Origin of the sequence: Paenarthrobacter sp. AR 02 (assembly GCF_021538675.1) — a bacterium.
Classification (GTDB): Bacteria; Actinomycetota; Actinomycetes; order Actinomycetales; family Micrococcaceae; genus Arthrobacter.
Window position 1 is genome coordinate 917,614 of the sequence record NZ_JAJUKH010000001.1, and the last position, 13,843, is coordinate 931,456.

The following is a 13,843-nucleotide window of genomic DNA, read 5'->3' on the forward strand; positions in this document are numbered from 1 at the left end:
CAGACAGTGACCAAAGGAACCACCGTGGACACCGCCCCGGCACACGCCGGGGCGGTGTCCTCTCCGCAAACAAACCAGGTTTTCGTAGCCATCGACATCGGCGCCTCGTCCGGCCGCGTCATGCTGGGCCGCGTCTCGCTGTCCACCGGTGTCTCTCTCGAGACCATCCACCGCTTCCCCAACGGCGTCATAGAGCTCGACGGCGGCCTTCACTGGGATTTCGATGCCCTTTTCGCGGAGGTACTGAACGGCCTCGCTGCCGCCGCTTCCGTGGCTGCGGAACAAGGGGAGACAATCGCCAGCATCGGCATTGATACGTGGGCGGTGGATTACGGACTGGTCGATGAAGAAGGCAACCTCACCTCGGTGCCGTTCAGCTACCGGGATGAGCGCAGCCGCGCCGCCGTTGAGCGCGTGCACGCAGTGATCCCGCCCGAGAAGCTCTACGCCACCACCGGCTTGCAGTACTTGCAGTTCAACACCTTGTATCAACTAGCCACGGAAAAGGACGTGGATGGACTCCAGGCCCTCCTGATTCCGGACCTCATCGCTTTCCTGCTCACCGGCGAACGCCGAACCGAGGCCACCAACGCTTCCACCACCGGGCTTTTCGATGCCGCTGCGGGCCAGTGGGCGTTGGGGTTCCTCGATGCGTTCGGCCTGCCCCGCGATATCTTCCCGCCCCTGATTCAGCCCGGCGAGACCATTGGTACCTTGCTGCCCGCCGTTGTTGAACGGACCGGCCTTTCCACCGGCACCAAGGTGGTGGCTGTTGGCTCCCACGACACCGCCTCCGCCGTGGCAGCAGTCCCCGCTGGCAGCGAGGACTTTGCCTACATCTCCTCCGGGACGTGGTCCTTGGTGGGCGTGGAACTTTCCTCGCCCGTGCTCACTGAGGCTAGCCGCCAAGCCAACTTCACCAACGAGCGAGGAGTGGACGGCACCATCCGGTACCTGCGCAACGTCGGTGGCCTGTGGTTGTTGAGCGAATGCCAGCGTTCCTGGGCCGCACAAGGATTCAGCCAATCGCTCCCGGCACTGCTGGACTCAGCTGCGGCACTTCCCGAGGGCGGGCCGCAGATCAACGCCGATGATCCCGCCTTCACCGCACCGGACAACATGCCGGACCGTATCCGCGCAGCCGTGCGGCACAACGGCGACGTCCTTCCGGACTGTCCTGCCGCCGTCGTGCGTTGCATTATGGACAGCCTCGCGGCCGGTTACGCACGTACGCTGGCCGACGCCGAACGGCTCACCGGCCGCGGCGTGGACGTGGTGCACATTGTGGGTGGCGGCTCGCAAAACCGGCTCCTGTGCCAACTGACGGCGAACGCCACTGCAAAGACTGTGATTGCCGGCCCAGTGGAAGCCACCGCGCTGGGCAACGTCCTGCTGCAGGCACGGGCCGGCGGCGTGGTGGAAGGCGACCTGGCCGAACTGAGGTCGCTGGTTGCTTCCGGGGTTGCGCTGGAAAAGTACCAGCCTGCGCTGATGAGCAACCCGGTCTAAGTCGAACCTCAGAGTGGCCCGTACGCCGCACTTCCGCCGTGCGGGTCCCTCCACGTGGCCATGTCCGCCTCCACCGCCCGGCGGAGGTCAGGATCCACCAGCAACCTCTCCCGGAACGACTCACGCGCCCTGCCCATGACTACGGAAGGTATGAGGATACCCACCACCAACAGGAGCACCATCATGAAGTAGACGCCCAACAGCGTGGCGAGTGATCCTCGTTCAAATGCCGAGGGAACCGCCAAAGCAAAACCAGCAGCCAGCAGCCCTGCCATGCCAAGGGTCGCCCACACGCCACCCTTGGCAGATCCCGGTCCGCGGTTAATGAGCAGCTTGTTGGTGTCCGGCAGTCTGCTGCGGACCTTCTTCCAGCCCCGCCAACCAAGCAGGCCCAGGGCAATTCCCGGCAGCCCCAAGGACAGTACCCACGTGGGGTTGCCGGTCAGCGTGGAAACAACGGCGCCGATAAGGAGCATCAAGGAGCCACCGCCAATCGCACCGCTCCAGGCCGCTGCCAAGGCACCCTGTGCATCGGCAAGTTGGCGCAGACGGGAAGGGGCTTGGGGAGGACTGACCTTGGCCAGATCGGCCGAGAGCCAATACTCCAGCGGCCTCCCCTGCGCGTAAGACTCCAGCACGCTTTGGGCCTTTCGATCGGGGGTCACTTCACCGCAAAAGACGTTACCCCATGGGCGTCCTCCCCTAAGGCCCAGGAGTCTGGTACGTCACAGCGCCGGACGAGGGTGCCGCGCTAAACTTGTCGCATTATGATCCGCACAATGTTCAAGTCCAAGATTCACCGCGCAACGGTGACCCACGCCGACCTCCACTACGTCGGTTCGGTCACTGTCGACCTGGACCTCCTGGACGCGGCGGACATCCTTCCCGGCGAGCTCGTCTCCATTGTGGACATCACCAACGGTGCCCGCCTGGAGACGTACACCATCGCCGGCGAGCGCGGTTCCGGAGTGATCGGGATCAACGGTGCCGCCGCCCACCAGGTCCACGTAGGAGATCTGGTCATCCTCATCACCTACGCGCAGATGACTACCGAAGAGGCCAGGTCGTACCAGCCCAAGGTGGTCCACGTGGGCGAGGACAATCACATCCTCCAGTTGGGTAACGACCCCGCAGAAGCGCACACGCCCGGGCTCATGCGCCCTCCGCACGCGCTGAACAACGCGGCGCACCTCAGCTAAGCCTCAGCAGAGTTCGACGTCGGCACCTACCCGGGTGCCGACGTCGAACGCGTTGTGGGCGTCCATATGACGGAACTCCCGGCAGAAAACGCTTACTCACCGGGTGGTTCTGGCTAGGCTGTAGTTCGTGACCCACCAAGCCCCCAGCCGCACGCTGCCATGATCGGCGTCCTGTCGGGGTTTTTTGTTGTCTGGGCCATCATCCTGGTGGGCATGTTCGTGGGACGCCGCAACATTCTGGGCGAGAACGCCCGGTCCGTCCTGAGTTCGCTGACCTTCTTCGTGGCGAGCCCTGCGCTGCTCTTTGAAACACTGAGCAAGGCCAAGCTGCACGACGTGTTCGCTGCACCGCTTCTGGTCACGGCCGTGGGCGCTGTCATCACGGGGCTGCTGTTCTTCCTGATCGTGAAGTTCTGGCTGAGGCGCTCAATGCCTGAAGCCCTCATGTCCTCCATGAGCGCGTCCTTGGCGAACTCAGCGAACCTGGGCATCCCCATCGCCGTTTTTGTCCTCGGCGATGCCAGCTATGTGGCTCCGCTGTTGATCTTCCAGTTGGCGTTCTTCACCCCGATGTACTTGATGGCACTGGATGCCAGCACCAGTTCGCACCGCACCACTCCCCTGCGCTTCGTGCTGATGATCGTGAAGAACCCCATGATCGTGGGCTCGGCATTGGGTTTGCTGGTGGCAGGTACCGAATTCCAGGTGCCGGCGCTCATCCTGGAACCGATCCACCTGATTGGCGGCGCAGCGATTCCGGCCATGCTGATGGCGTTCGGCATGAGCCTCAACGGGTCTCGGCCCCTGCAAAAGGACGCCGGACGGCGGCTCGATACGTTACTGGCCAGCGGGTTCAAGCTGATCGTGCATCCCCTGGTCGCGTACCTGTTTGCCCGCTTTGCCTTGGGAATGGACGGCCACGCATTGTTTGCCGTGGTGGTGACGTCCGCACTTCCCACAGCCCAGAACGTGTTCGTCGCAGCCAACCGCTACCAGGCCGGAATCACCGTGGCCAAGGACACCGTGCTCATCACCACGATCGTGGCCGTGCCCGCCATGATCGCCGTGGCGTTGCTGCTCGCCTAGCCGGTTTTACTCCACGTCCGCGCTTGCCAGGTAGTGGTCCAGGAGCTGTGCGCACCGGATGAAGCCCAGGTGTGAGTACGCCTGCGGATGGTTGCCCAGGTGTGTTTCGGTGCCGGGGTCGTACTCTTCGGGCAACAGGCCCGTGGGACCGAACAGTGCCACCAACTGGTTGAACAGCTCCAGCGCATCATCCAGGCGCCCCACGGCCAAGTAGGCCTCGATCAGCCAGGTGGTGCAGATGTGGAAGCCGCCCTCCAAGCCCGGCAGGCCGTCGTCGTACCTGTACCGGAAGACCGTGGGTCCGACGCGCAGCTCCCGCTCCACGGCGGCGACCGTGTCCAGGAAACGCTGGTTCTGGACGTCGAGAAGGCCCGAAAGTCCCACGTGCAGGACAGCGGCATCCAGGTCAGGGCTGTCGTAGGCAACGGTGTATGACGCGGCCGAATCGTCCCAGCCCTCACGGAGGACTTCCGCACGGATGGTCCGTGCCTCAGGCGCCCAGTCAGGGTGGGGTTCGCGGCCGTGCAGCGCCGCAGTGCGGAGGGCCCGGTCCAACGTCACCCAGCACATGACCTTCGTGTATACATGGTGCCTGGGCGCGCGGCGGGCCTCCCAAATACCGTGGTCGGGCTCGTGCCAGCGGGCCAGGACGGCGTGGGCCATTTGCTCCACGAGGAACCAATGGTCGTCGGGGAGGAAGCCCCTCCGCTCAGCGAGATCGTGGATGAGCTCCGCAATCGGGCCGAACACGTCCAACTGGACCTGGTGGTCTGCCGCGTTGCCGATCCGCACGGGCCGGGAACCCGCGTATCCCGGCAAGCTCTCCACGATCGCCTCCGTTGACAGTGGAGCCCCCGTCACCGAGTAGAGCGGGTGCAACCATTCCGGCCCCGGCGCGCTCTCCAGGATCCGGCCCAGCCAGCTGAGGAACCCCTCAGCCTCCTCGGTTGAGCCCAGGCTGACCAAGGCGTTGACCGTCATGGAACCGTCCCGGAGCCAGCAATACCGGTAGTCCCAGTTCCGGGTGCCGCCGATCCCCTCGGGCAGCGATGTTGTGGGCGCGGCAAGGACAGCACCGGTGGGCTCGTGGACCAGCGACTTCAACACCAGCGCCGAGCGCCGCACCAGCGACGGCTTCATGGTGGGCAGCTGCAGCGTTTTGACCCACTCGCGCGTGACGAGCCCGACGGCGGCCCGCCGGTGGGGTTCTCCCGCCGGGTCCGCGGGTGGCGGCTCGGTGTCACCGCACCGCATGTTCAGCACCACGGGGCCGCTATTGAGGGGCACGTCGGCTGTTGCCGTTGCAAACCTGCCGTCGCTGGTGACTTGGAAAGCAACACCCGGGGCAGAGAGGATGATGGGGTCCGAGGTGCCGATGATGTGGACGTCATCGCCGCGGATCTCCATGTCGAACGGCGCATTCGCGTAATCCGGCCGTGGCGCGAAGGTCACCCGTGCCGTGCCTGTTCCCGAAAGCACGCGAACCAGGCTGGTGATGCCTTCCTGTGCCGGTTCCAGATAGTCGGTCACTGTGACGTCGGCCCAGCGGGTTTCAACAATCATGGTGTTATCTACGTAGCGCTGGGCCAGCACCGGCGAGGGTTTGACCGGCTCCACGCTGAAGTGGCCTGCTGGATCCCCGCCGAGGATGTGGGCAAACAATGATCCCGAGTCCGGCAGGGGGTGGCTCATCCAACAGACCTTCGCATCAGGGGTGAGCAAAGCGGTGGAGCTGCCGTTGCCGATCATAGAATGGCGTTCCAGCCCCACGGCGTCTTCCCCGAACAGCCAGGCGCGGCGCAGTTCGAACAATAAAGCCAGCACCTTCGCGAAGGCTTCCGGATCCGGGATGGTGTGTGCCGCCGTCGTATCTCCCGAACCGACATGCAAACCCAGGTCCGGTCCGCGCAGGGTCCCCAACGCTTTTTCGTCGCTCTCGGCGTCTCCTGCATAAAGTGCGGCGCTGACGCCCAGCCGTGCCCGGAGCTGCTCCAAGGCTTGCCCCTTGGCAGGCTCCTCGACAGTGAGGTCCAGGACTGTACCGTCCACAATGAAGTACAAACCAAATTCAATGGCGATCTTTTGCGAGGCGAAGACCACCCGGTCCACGACTTCCGGTGTCGCGGGCCGGGTGTGCACGGCTACGCCCACGGGCTTCCGGACCACGCTGATGCCCTTTTCGAACCCGACGGCTTCGGTCAACGCCGTGGCCACCTGTTGGAGCAGTTGTTCCGTGGCGAGGGACAGGGTGTAGGCGTAGCCCATGTCGAACTCCATGCCATGCGAACCCACCAAATGCACCTCTGCCGGCAGCCTTGATACTGCTGCCAGGTCCCTGAGTGAGCGGCCGGAAATGATGGCGGTGTGCGTGTTCGGCAAAGCTGCGAGTGCCCGTAAAGCCACGGCTGCGCTGTCCAAAGGCAACGTTTCAGTGGACACGCCTTCAGCCGCGCAGAGAGTCCCGCCATAATTGCAGGCCACCAGCAGGCCCGGAACCCGGGCAAGGACCCGGAGTTCCGAGAACAGCTGCGGGGTGATGCCGTTGGGCGAGTCGGACTGAAGGGCTGTCCGGAGCAGGCCGAGCGGAAGCGATTTCATCAGCCGGGCTGAATCGGCAACCGACTGGTTCAAGGGCGTAGGCATGGGGAATCCTTCCGAAGCGGATAGATCCAGTTTCCGCCCGTACGGTTTCGCCGTCATGCTTTATTCGTTGCAAATGCGTAAAACATTTGGAACTGCCTACTCCGTGAAAGCGTCCGCCATATCCAGGACTTCATCCAGGATGGCCAGGCCCGCCCGGGCATCCTCCACGCTGATGTTGCAGGGCGGAACCACGTGGATCCGGTTGAAGTTCGCGAACGGGATGAGGCCGCGCGACTTGCAGGCCGCCACCAGTTGGTTCATCTCGGGGCTGGAGGAACCGTACGGCGCCAGCGGCTCCTTCGTGGCACGGTTCCTGACCAGCTCGATGGCCCAAAAGACGCCCTTGCCCCGCACTTCGCCCACAGAACGGTGACGTTCAGCGAATCCTGCGAGCGCCGGGCCGATCACGTCTGTGCCGAGGCTTTCCGCGTGCTGCACAATGCCTTCACGTTCCATGGCGTTGATGGTGGCCACCGCTGCGGCCGTGGCCAGTGGGTGACCGGAGTAGGTCAATCCGCCGGGATAGGCCCTGGTGCCAAAGGTGGCTGCGATGTCAGGGTTGATGGCTACGCCACCCAGCGGGACATAACCGGAGTTCACGCCCTTGGCAAAGGTGAGCAGGTCCGGGACGACGTCAAAATGCTCGACGGCGAACCACTTGCCTGTGCGTCCGAAACCGGCCATGACCTCGTCGGCGATGAAGACGATCCCGTGCTTGGTGCACAGCTCCCGGACCCCCTGCATGTAGCCTGCCGGCGGGACGTAGATCCCGGCCGTTCCGGGGATGCTCTCCATCATGATCGCGGCGATGCTGGAGGGGCCTTCGAACTCGATGAGCTGTTCCAGGTGCTCCAATGCACGTTGGGATTCCTCTGCCTCCGTGGCCGAGTGGAAGGCCGTGCGGTAGAGATAGGGCGGGAAGAAGTGGATGGTGCCGGTGGATGCGTTGTCGCTGGCCCACCTCCGGGGGTCGCCGGTGATGTTGACCGCCAGATGTGTTCCGCCATGGTACGAGCGGTAGGCGGACAGGACTTTGTGGCGGCCTGTGTGCAGCCTGGCCATCCGGACTGCGTGCTCGTTGGCGTCGGCCCCACCGTTGGTGAAGAAGATCCGGTCCAGCTCCCCCGGGGTCCGTTCCGCGATCAGACGTGCGGCCTCCGATCGTGCGTCGTTGACGTAGCTGGGGGCAATCGTGCACAGCTTGGCTGCTTGCGCCGCGATCGCCGCCACAACGGCCGGGTGCTGGTGCCCGATGTTCGTATTCACCAGCTGGGACGAGAAGTCCAGGTACTTGTTGCCCTCACCGTCCCAGATGTGCGACCCCTGTGCTGCGCTGATGACCATCGGGTCCAAGGTGTCCTGCGCTGACCAGGAGTGGAAGACGTGCTTGCGGTCCAGTTCGTAGGCGCGTTGGGCTGCCTCGGGGTCCGTGAGTGATGGTTCGAGGATGGCGGTCATGATGGTTGTCCTGACGTCGTCGGCGTTTAGGAGTTCTGTGGGAAACCGAGGTTGATCCCGCCGTGGCTGGGGTCCAGCCAGCGGGTAGTGACGGCCTTGCCGCGGGTGAAGAAGCCAACGCCCTCCGTGCCGTGGGCGTGCGTGTCACCGAACAAGGAGTTCTTCCAGCCCCCGAACGAGTAGTAGGCCATGGGTACGGGGACGGGAACGTTGATGCCCACCATGCCCACCTCAACCTCGTTCTCGAAACGGCGGGCGGCGCCGCCGTCGTTGGTGAAAATCGCGGTGCCGTTGCCGTACGGGTTGGCGTTGATGGTGGCGAGCGCCTCGTCGTAGCTGTCCACCCGGACCACCGAGAGCACCGGCCCGAAGATCTCGTCCTGGTAGATGGACATGTCGGTGGTGACGTGATCAAACAGTGTTGGGCCGACGAAGAAGCCATCGCCTTCGGCATCGGGGATGATGCCGCGGCCGTCGACCACCAGCGTGGCACCGGCGGCTTCACCGGCGTCGACGTAACCCGATACCTTGTCCCTGTGCTGGGAGGTGACCAAGGGGCCCATGTCGCAACCGCGCAGCCCATCGCCGGTGCGCAGGTTCCGGGCGCGGTCAGCGATCCTGTCCACCAGTGCGTCCGCGATCTCGCCTACAGCCAGGAGCGCCGAAACAGCCATGCACCGTTCGCCTGCGGACCCAAAGCCGGCGTTGATTGCGGCGTCGGCAGCGAGGTCCAGGTCGGCGTCGGGAAGGACAATCATGTGGTTCTTCGCCCCGCCCAAAGCCTGGACCCGCTTGCCGTGGGCGGTGGCGGTCTCGTAGACATACTTGGCGATCGGGGTGGAGCCCACGAAAGAGACGGCTTTGACGTCCGGGTGCGTCAGCAAGGTATCAACCGCGACCTTGTCGCCGTGCAGGACGTTGAATACGCCGTCGGGCAGGCCGGCTTCCTTCCACAGCTCGGCCACCCAGTTGACGGCCGAGGGGTCCTTTTCGCTCGGTTTGATGATGACGGTGTTGCCAGCGGCGATCGCGATCGGGAAGAACCACATGGGGACCATCGCCGGGAAGTTGAAGGGGCTGATAATTGCGACCGGGCCCAGTGCTTGCCGGATGGAGTGGATGTCCACTTTGGTGGAGGCGTTTTCGGTGTAGCTGCCTTTGAGCAGGTGCGGGATACCGCACGCGAACTCCACCACTTCCTGTCCGCGGGTCACCTCGCCCAGAGCATCGTCCAGGACCTTTCCATGCTCGGAGGTGATGATCGCAGCAAGCTCGTCCTTGCGGGAGTTGAGGAGCTCGCGGAAAGCGAAAAGGATCTGGGTGCGGCGCGCCAGGGAGGTTTCGCGCCAAGCCGGGAAAGCGGCTTTCGCGGCAGCGACGGCGGCGTTGCCGTCCTCGACGCTGGCCAAGGCGACCTGTCCGGTCACCTTCCCGGTGGCAGGGTTGGTGACAGAAGCGGTGCGGTCGCCCGCCGGGACGTAGCTGCCGTTGATCCAGTGCTCGATGGTGTTCAAGAGTTCTCCTTGGTAGGTGGCCTGGGACAAGTCTTGCCGCGCACCACCGCTTATATAAGGAGACGTCTGTAAGGTTATTTGACTGCGCCCTTACACTGTGTAAATGCTTCCTACCGTCGGTGCCGTCCTCGAACTCCCCGTGCTGCGCGCCGCGGATCCCCTTGTGCTCGGCAGCGCAAACGGTTTGGACGCACCGGTCCGCTGGGTGCACGTCAGCGAAATACTCGACGTCGGCGGGCTGCTGTCGGGCGGGGAGCTGGTGCTCACCACCGGACTGGAGCTGGAAAAATCACCGGAAGCATCGGCGTCGTTCATTGACTCCCTGGAGGCCGCCGGAGCGGCCGGCCTGATCGTGGAACTCGTCGGCCAGCGGCAACGCAGCCGGAAAGCCCTGGAGGAAGCAGCCCGTACGGCCTCGATTCCCGTGGTCATCGTGGAACGCCGGGTCCGGTTCGTCCAGGTCACCGAGATCGTCCACAGGATGATCGTCGCGGACCAACTTGAGCGCGTCGAACGGGCCCGGGACGTCCATGAGGCATTCACTGTGCTGAGCCTGGAAAGCGCAGACACCCAACGCGTCGTGGAGCAGGCGGCCACGATGATCGGCGCCCCTGTCGTGTTGGAGGACCTCTCGCACTTGGTGCTCGCCTATGCGGGCCGGCACGTGACCACCACCGACCTTCTGGACGATTGGGAGCGACGCTCCAGGACCACGCCGTTTCCGTTGCTCACCGGCCGGTCCGGGCCGGAGCTGTGGCTGCAGGCAGCGGTGGGAGTGAGGCAACAAGTATGGGGCAGGCTGGTGGTGCCAATGCCTCCGGCCGCCCTGGACGCCGATGAGGACATGGCCGTCATGGTTCTTGAGCGGGCCGCCCAGACCCTGGCGATCAACCGCTTGGCGGACCGCGACCAGCGCGAGCTTAGCCATCACGCCCAGGCCGGACTCCTTAACTCGCTGCGCCAACCCCGTGGGCTCAGTGAGGCGGAGGCCCTGGCACGGGCGGGTTCACTGGGCCTGAAACGCTCCTCCTACTACGTGCCGCTCGTTTTCCGGACCGCCTTTCAGGCATGGGGTTCACCTGTGCTGCCCGCAGACCCCCTCGCCGGGCAGCAGGACGAACGCGAACTTCTGGAGCGGCTTGCCAAGGCGTTGAAGTCCACCGCCGGAACAGCCTTGGCGGCAAGCATCCAGTCAGGTTCGGTGGGAATGATCCTTGCCCTTCCGGCCCGGCAGCAAGAGGAGACCACGCTGCGGATACTGGCCGAAGCCGCTGCGGGGCCCGGGGTTGAGGCCAGCTCCGGCATCAGCCAGACGCCCGCAGTCCCCCCGGCCTGGATCATCGGAGTGGGCCGCATGAAAGCCACGCTGCTGGAAGCCGCTGCGGGCATTGACGAAGCCGCCCATATAGCTGAAAGTGCTGCCACGCTGCGGGAAACAGGCAAGCCCTACTATCGCGCCACGGATGTGCGCCTTCGCGGGCTGCTGGCCCTGTTGCGCAAGGATCCCCGCGTCCAGCAATTCGTGGAATCGGAGTTGTCCGCAGTCCTCCGGGCTGACGCCGAGGGCAAGGGCGAATACCTGGAGCTGTTGGGGCTATACCTCGGATCCGGCGGCAACAAGGCCGCTATGGCGCGCAGCGGCTTCCTGAGCCGGCCAACCCTTTATGCCCGGCTCGCCAAGCTGGAGGAACTGTTGGCTGTAGACCTGGACGACCCCGAATCGCGCACCTCACTGCACGTAGCACTCCTGGCCTACCTGACCCGGGGACAGTAAGGGGCCGGCAGTAATGCGACCATTGACGGATGGCCAAGCCCTTCACCCTCACGCAACTGCGGTACTTCGCTGTTGTGGCCGAACTCGAGAACATGACAGCAGCGGCTCAGCGGCTGATGGTGACGCAGTCAGCACTATCCGCGGCCATGGCACAGTTGGAGACGAGCCTCGCAACACAGCTGTTCGTTCGCCACAAGTCCCGGGGTCTGCGGTTGACGCAGAGCGGCCGGCAATTCGCCAAGGATATTGCGTCATTCCTTGAGCAGGCAGATTCGCTGTACGAGTCCGCACGCGGCATGTCAGCAACGCTTGTGGGCGAGTTGAAGGTTGGCGTTTTCGCCCCCCTTGCCCCGTTCCGCCTTCCAGCGATCCTGCAAACCTTCGAAACGCGGCATCCCGGCGTCGAAGTCTCCATTCTGGAAGCGGACCTGGCAACGTTGCAGGAGGCGCTCATGGATGGCCGTTGCGATGTGGCCCTCACTTACGGACTGGGCCTCGGCAAGGGATTCACGTACAAGGTGGTGGAGCGCGTCCCGCCACACGTCCTGGTCCATGAGGGACATCCCGCCGCAGCTCGCCCGGAGCGCGAAATTTCGCTGAAGGAGCTCGACGGCGAGCCTTCAGTTGTGTTGGACCTTCCCCACAGCCGGGAGTACTACGAGCAGCTGTACGCCACGGCTGGGGTGGTCCAGAACGTCAGGCATAGGTTCGCAGGCTACGAGACAGTTCGTTCCTTCGTCGCGAAGGGCCATGGTTATGCGATCCTCAACCAGCGGCTCCACAGCGACGTCACCTACTCGGGCGGCAAGGTGGTGCTGTTGGCGCTGACAAACAACTTCCCACCGATCGAAGTGATGCTGGTCCGGCCCCAGGGGGTCCAAGCCACCAGGCGGGTGTTGGCGTTCGAGGAGACGTGCTTGACGTTGTACGGAGCGCCGCGCGGCTAGATCCGACTACGAAACCATCGAAAAAAACGATTGCAGAATCAAAAACAATCAATTGGACATGTGTGACGTGGATCACCGATGGTTGAACGAGTCCGGCACCTGCAGGGTCCGAGGAGCCCCTCGAAAGCCCGCAATTGCAGGAAAGCGACCTCGGCCGGACCCCGGTTTGCCATCTTGATCAGAGGAGATTCGATGGTACAGAACAGCGTCGAAAATGTCTGGGCGGTTTCCCCGCACGGACCTACCAGCAACAGTGAAGCAATAATTGACGAAATCATTTCCCACGGCCGCAACACTGCTTCGGCTACAGGAAACATGGACAACCTAGCGTGGCAGTCATGACCCTCAACAAGATCGCCGAACAAGATCCCGCCCAGGTGCCCACGCCTTCAGCGGCCACAGCTGGAGACAAAACCACGTCCTCGAGAATGCAGCGGCGTGTTTTGGCTGGCGGCAGCGTCGGCCAGTTCATCGAGTTCTACGACTTCACCCTTTACGGCCTCACCGCCGTGGTGTTCTCCCAACTTTTCTTCCCGGGCAGCAACCCGCTGACAGCGATGCTGGCAACGTTCGCCACCTTTGGCGTGGCTTTCGTGGTCCGACCCCTCGGCGGCCTCTACTTCGGCGCTTTGGGCGACCGGATCGGCCGGCGCCGCGTTCTCACCATCACCCTCATCGCAATCGGCGGAGCTACAGCCCTCATGGGGTTGCTCCCCACATACGCCCAAATTGGGGCCTGGGCCCCGACCCTCCTGGTTCTCTGCCGACTGATTCAAGGCTTCTCGGCGGGTGGCGAATCCGTTGGCGCCCCGTCTTTCGTGTTTGAGCACGCGCCGGTCAACAAACGGGGTTTCTGGCTCAACATCACCATCGCAGCGACAGCTCTGCCCTCGGTGGTTGCAGGGTCCATGATCCTGATCCTCAGTCAATCCATGCCCAACTCAGCCTTCATGGATTGGGGGTGGCGCCTCCCGTTCCTGCTGGCGCTCCCCTTGGCTTTGTTCGGAGTCTGGATCCGCAGCCGCACAGAAGAAAGCGAAGCCTTCAAGAAGGCACAGTCCGGCCAGACCAAGGAATTCAGCCCCATTCGTGAGGCATTCCGTGAAAACAAGCTCCGAATGTTGCAAGTCATCTTTGTCATGGGCCTGACAGCCATGGGCTTCTATTTCCTGTCCGCCTATTTCGTCTCCTATGTTCAGACGACAGGGAAACTGAGCCGCGAACAGTCACTCATGGTCAACGCTGCAGCACTGGCGCTCTATGCGATCCTCCTGCCCATCGGCGGGCGGCTCGGGGATCGATTCGGCCGCAAGCCCATGCTGATCGCCGGCTCCGCTTCCTTGGCTTTGCTGTCCATCCCGAGCTTCATGCTCGTGACCAGCGGCAGCCTGCCCCTTGCACTGCTCGGCCAGTCGATCTTCGTGGTGGCACTCTGCGTCTACGGTGGCGGCTGCTATACGTTCTTCGTCGAGATCTTCACAACCAATACCCGCTTCACCTCTGCAGCAGTCAGCTACAACGGGGCATATGCGATCTTTGGAGGCACCGCCCCGCTGATCGGCACCGCACTCGTAGGCGCTACGGGTGTGCCACACGCGCCGGGCCTGTACATGGCGGCAGCCGCCGGCGTCGTACTTCTGCTGATTCTCTTCACCAAAGTGCCGGAGACCCGCGGCCGTATGGGCTGAAACCCGCCGAGCCCGCCGCACTTCA

10 protein-coding genes are annotated in these 13,843 nt (G+C 63.8%); 6 read left to right on the plus strand and 4 right to left on the minus strand.

The window, feature by feature from the left end:
* Positions 1–6: 6 nt before the first annotated feature.
* Positions 7–1,509: a rhamnulokinase family protein gene (locus tag LRQ04_RS04295; RefSeq protein WP_235517915.1), complete on the plus strand. Its 1,503-nt coding sequence runs from the start codon at positions 7–9 to the stop codon at positions 1,507–1,509.
* 8 nt (positions 1,510–1,517) lie between these two features.
* On the opposite strand, the gene LRQ04_RS04300 is transcribed toward LRQ04_RS04295, so the two are convergent.
* Positions 1,518–2,147: a hypothetical protein gene (locus tag LRQ04_RS04300; protein ID WP_235517916.1), complete on the minus strand. Its 630-nt coding sequence runs from the start codon at positions 2,145–2,147 to the stop codon at positions 1,518–1,520.
* Between the two features lie 129 nt (positions 2,148–2,276).
* Here LRQ04_RS04300 and panD point away from each other — a divergent pair, with 129 nt between their 5' ends.
* Together panD and LRQ04_RS04310 are read left to right on the plus strand one after the other, a co-directional pair.
* Positions 2,277–2,708, plus strand: coding sequence for an aspartate 1-decarboxylase (panD, locus tag LRQ04_RS04305; protein WP_235517917.1), 432 nt, complete (start codon positions 2,277–2,279; stop codon positions 2,706–2,708).
* 159 nt (positions 2,709–2,867) lie between these two features.
* Positions 2,868–3,794: an AEC family transporter gene (locus LRQ04_RS04310; protein WP_235517918.1), complete on the plus strand. Its 927-nt coding sequence runs from the start codon at positions 2,868–2,870 to the stop codon at positions 3,792–3,794.
* Between the two features lie 6 nt (positions 3,795–3,800).
* Here LRQ04_RS04310 and LRQ04_RS04315 read toward each other — a convergent pair whose 3' ends face one another.
* From LRQ04_RS04315 to LRQ04_RS04325, 3 genes are all read right to left on the minus strand, one after another.
* Positions 3,801–6,437, minus strand: coding sequence for a trehalase-like domain-containing protein (locus LRQ04_RS04315; RefSeq protein WP_235517919.1), 2,637 nt, complete (start codon positions 6,435–6,437; stop codon positions 3,801–3,803).
* 96 nt (positions 6,438–6,533) lie between these two features.
* Positions 6,534–7,895: an aspartate aminotransferase family protein gene (locus tag LRQ04_RS04320; protein WP_235517920.1), complete on the minus strand. Its 1,362-nt coding sequence runs from the start codon at positions 7,893–7,895 to the stop codon at positions 6,534–6,536.
* Positions 7,896–7,921: 26 nt separating this feature from the next.
* On the minus strand, positions 7,922–9,409 hold the full coding sequence (locus LRQ04_RS04325) for a CoA-acylating methylmalonate-semialdehyde dehydrogenase (RefSeq protein WP_235517921.1): 1,488 nt from the start codon (positions 9,407–9,409) through the stop codon (positions 7,922–7,924).
* Positions 9,410–9,512: 103 nt separating this feature from the next.
* Here LRQ04_RS04325 and LRQ04_RS04330 point away from each other — a divergent pair, with 103 nt between their 5' ends.
* The 3 genes from LRQ04_RS04330 to LRQ04_RS04340 all read left to right on the plus strand — a co-directional run bounded on the left by LRQ04_RS04330 (position 9,513) and on the right by LRQ04_RS04340 (position 13,818).
* The gene (locus LRQ04_RS04330) at positions 9,513–11,183 is read left to right on the plus strand and encodes a PucR family transcriptional regulator (RefSeq protein ID WP_235517922.1); all 1,671 of its coding nucleotides are present in this window, start codon (positions 9,513–9,515) and stop codon (positions 11,181–11,183) included.
* A gap of 29 nt (positions 11,184–11,212) precedes the next feature.
* The gene (locus LRQ04_RS04335) at positions 11,213–12,130 is read left to right on the plus strand and encodes a LysR family transcriptional regulator (protein ID WP_235517924.1); all 918 of its coding nucleotides are present in this window, start codon (positions 11,213–11,215) and stop codon (positions 12,128–12,130) included.
* A gap of 338 nt (positions 12,131–12,468) precedes the next feature.
* Complete coding sequence (locus tag LRQ04_RS04340; protein WP_235517925.1) at positions 12,469–13,818, plus strand: MFS transporter; 1,350 nt, start codon at positions 12,469–12,471, stop codon at positions 13,816–13,818.
* Positions 13,819–13,843: the final 25 nt, after the last annotated feature.

Excerpts from the sequence above, each read along its gene's own strand:
- panD (WP_235517917.1), top strand. The coding sequence starts at position 2,277 with ATGATCCGCACAATGTTCAAGTCCAAGATTCACCGCGCAACGGTGACC.
- LRQ04_RS04310 (WP_235517918.1), top strand. The coding sequence starts at position 2,868 with ATGATCGGCGTCCTGTCGGGGTTTTTTGTTGTCTGGGCCATCATCCTG.
- LRQ04_RS04315 (WP_235517919.1), bottom strand. The coding sequence starts at position 6,437 with ATGCCTACGCCCTTGAACCAGTCGGTTGCCGATTCAGCCCGGCTGATG.
- LRQ04_RS04320 (WP_235517920.1), bottom strand. The coding sequence starts at position 7,895 with ATGACCGCCATCCTCGAACCATCACTCACGGACCCCGAGGCAGCCCAA.
- LRQ04_RS04330 (WP_235517922.1), top strand. The coding sequence starts at position 9,513 with ATGCTTCCTACCGTCGGTGCCGTCCTCGAACTCCCCGTGCTGCGCGCC.
- LRQ04_RS04335 (WP_235517924.1), top strand. The coding sequence starts at position 11,213 with ATGGCCAAGCCCTTCACCCTCACGCAACTGCGGTACTTCGCTGTTGTG.
- LRQ04_RS04340 (WP_235517925.1), top strand. The coding sequence starts at position 12,469 with ATGACCCTCAACAAGATCGCCGAACAAGATCCCGCCCAGGTGCCCACG.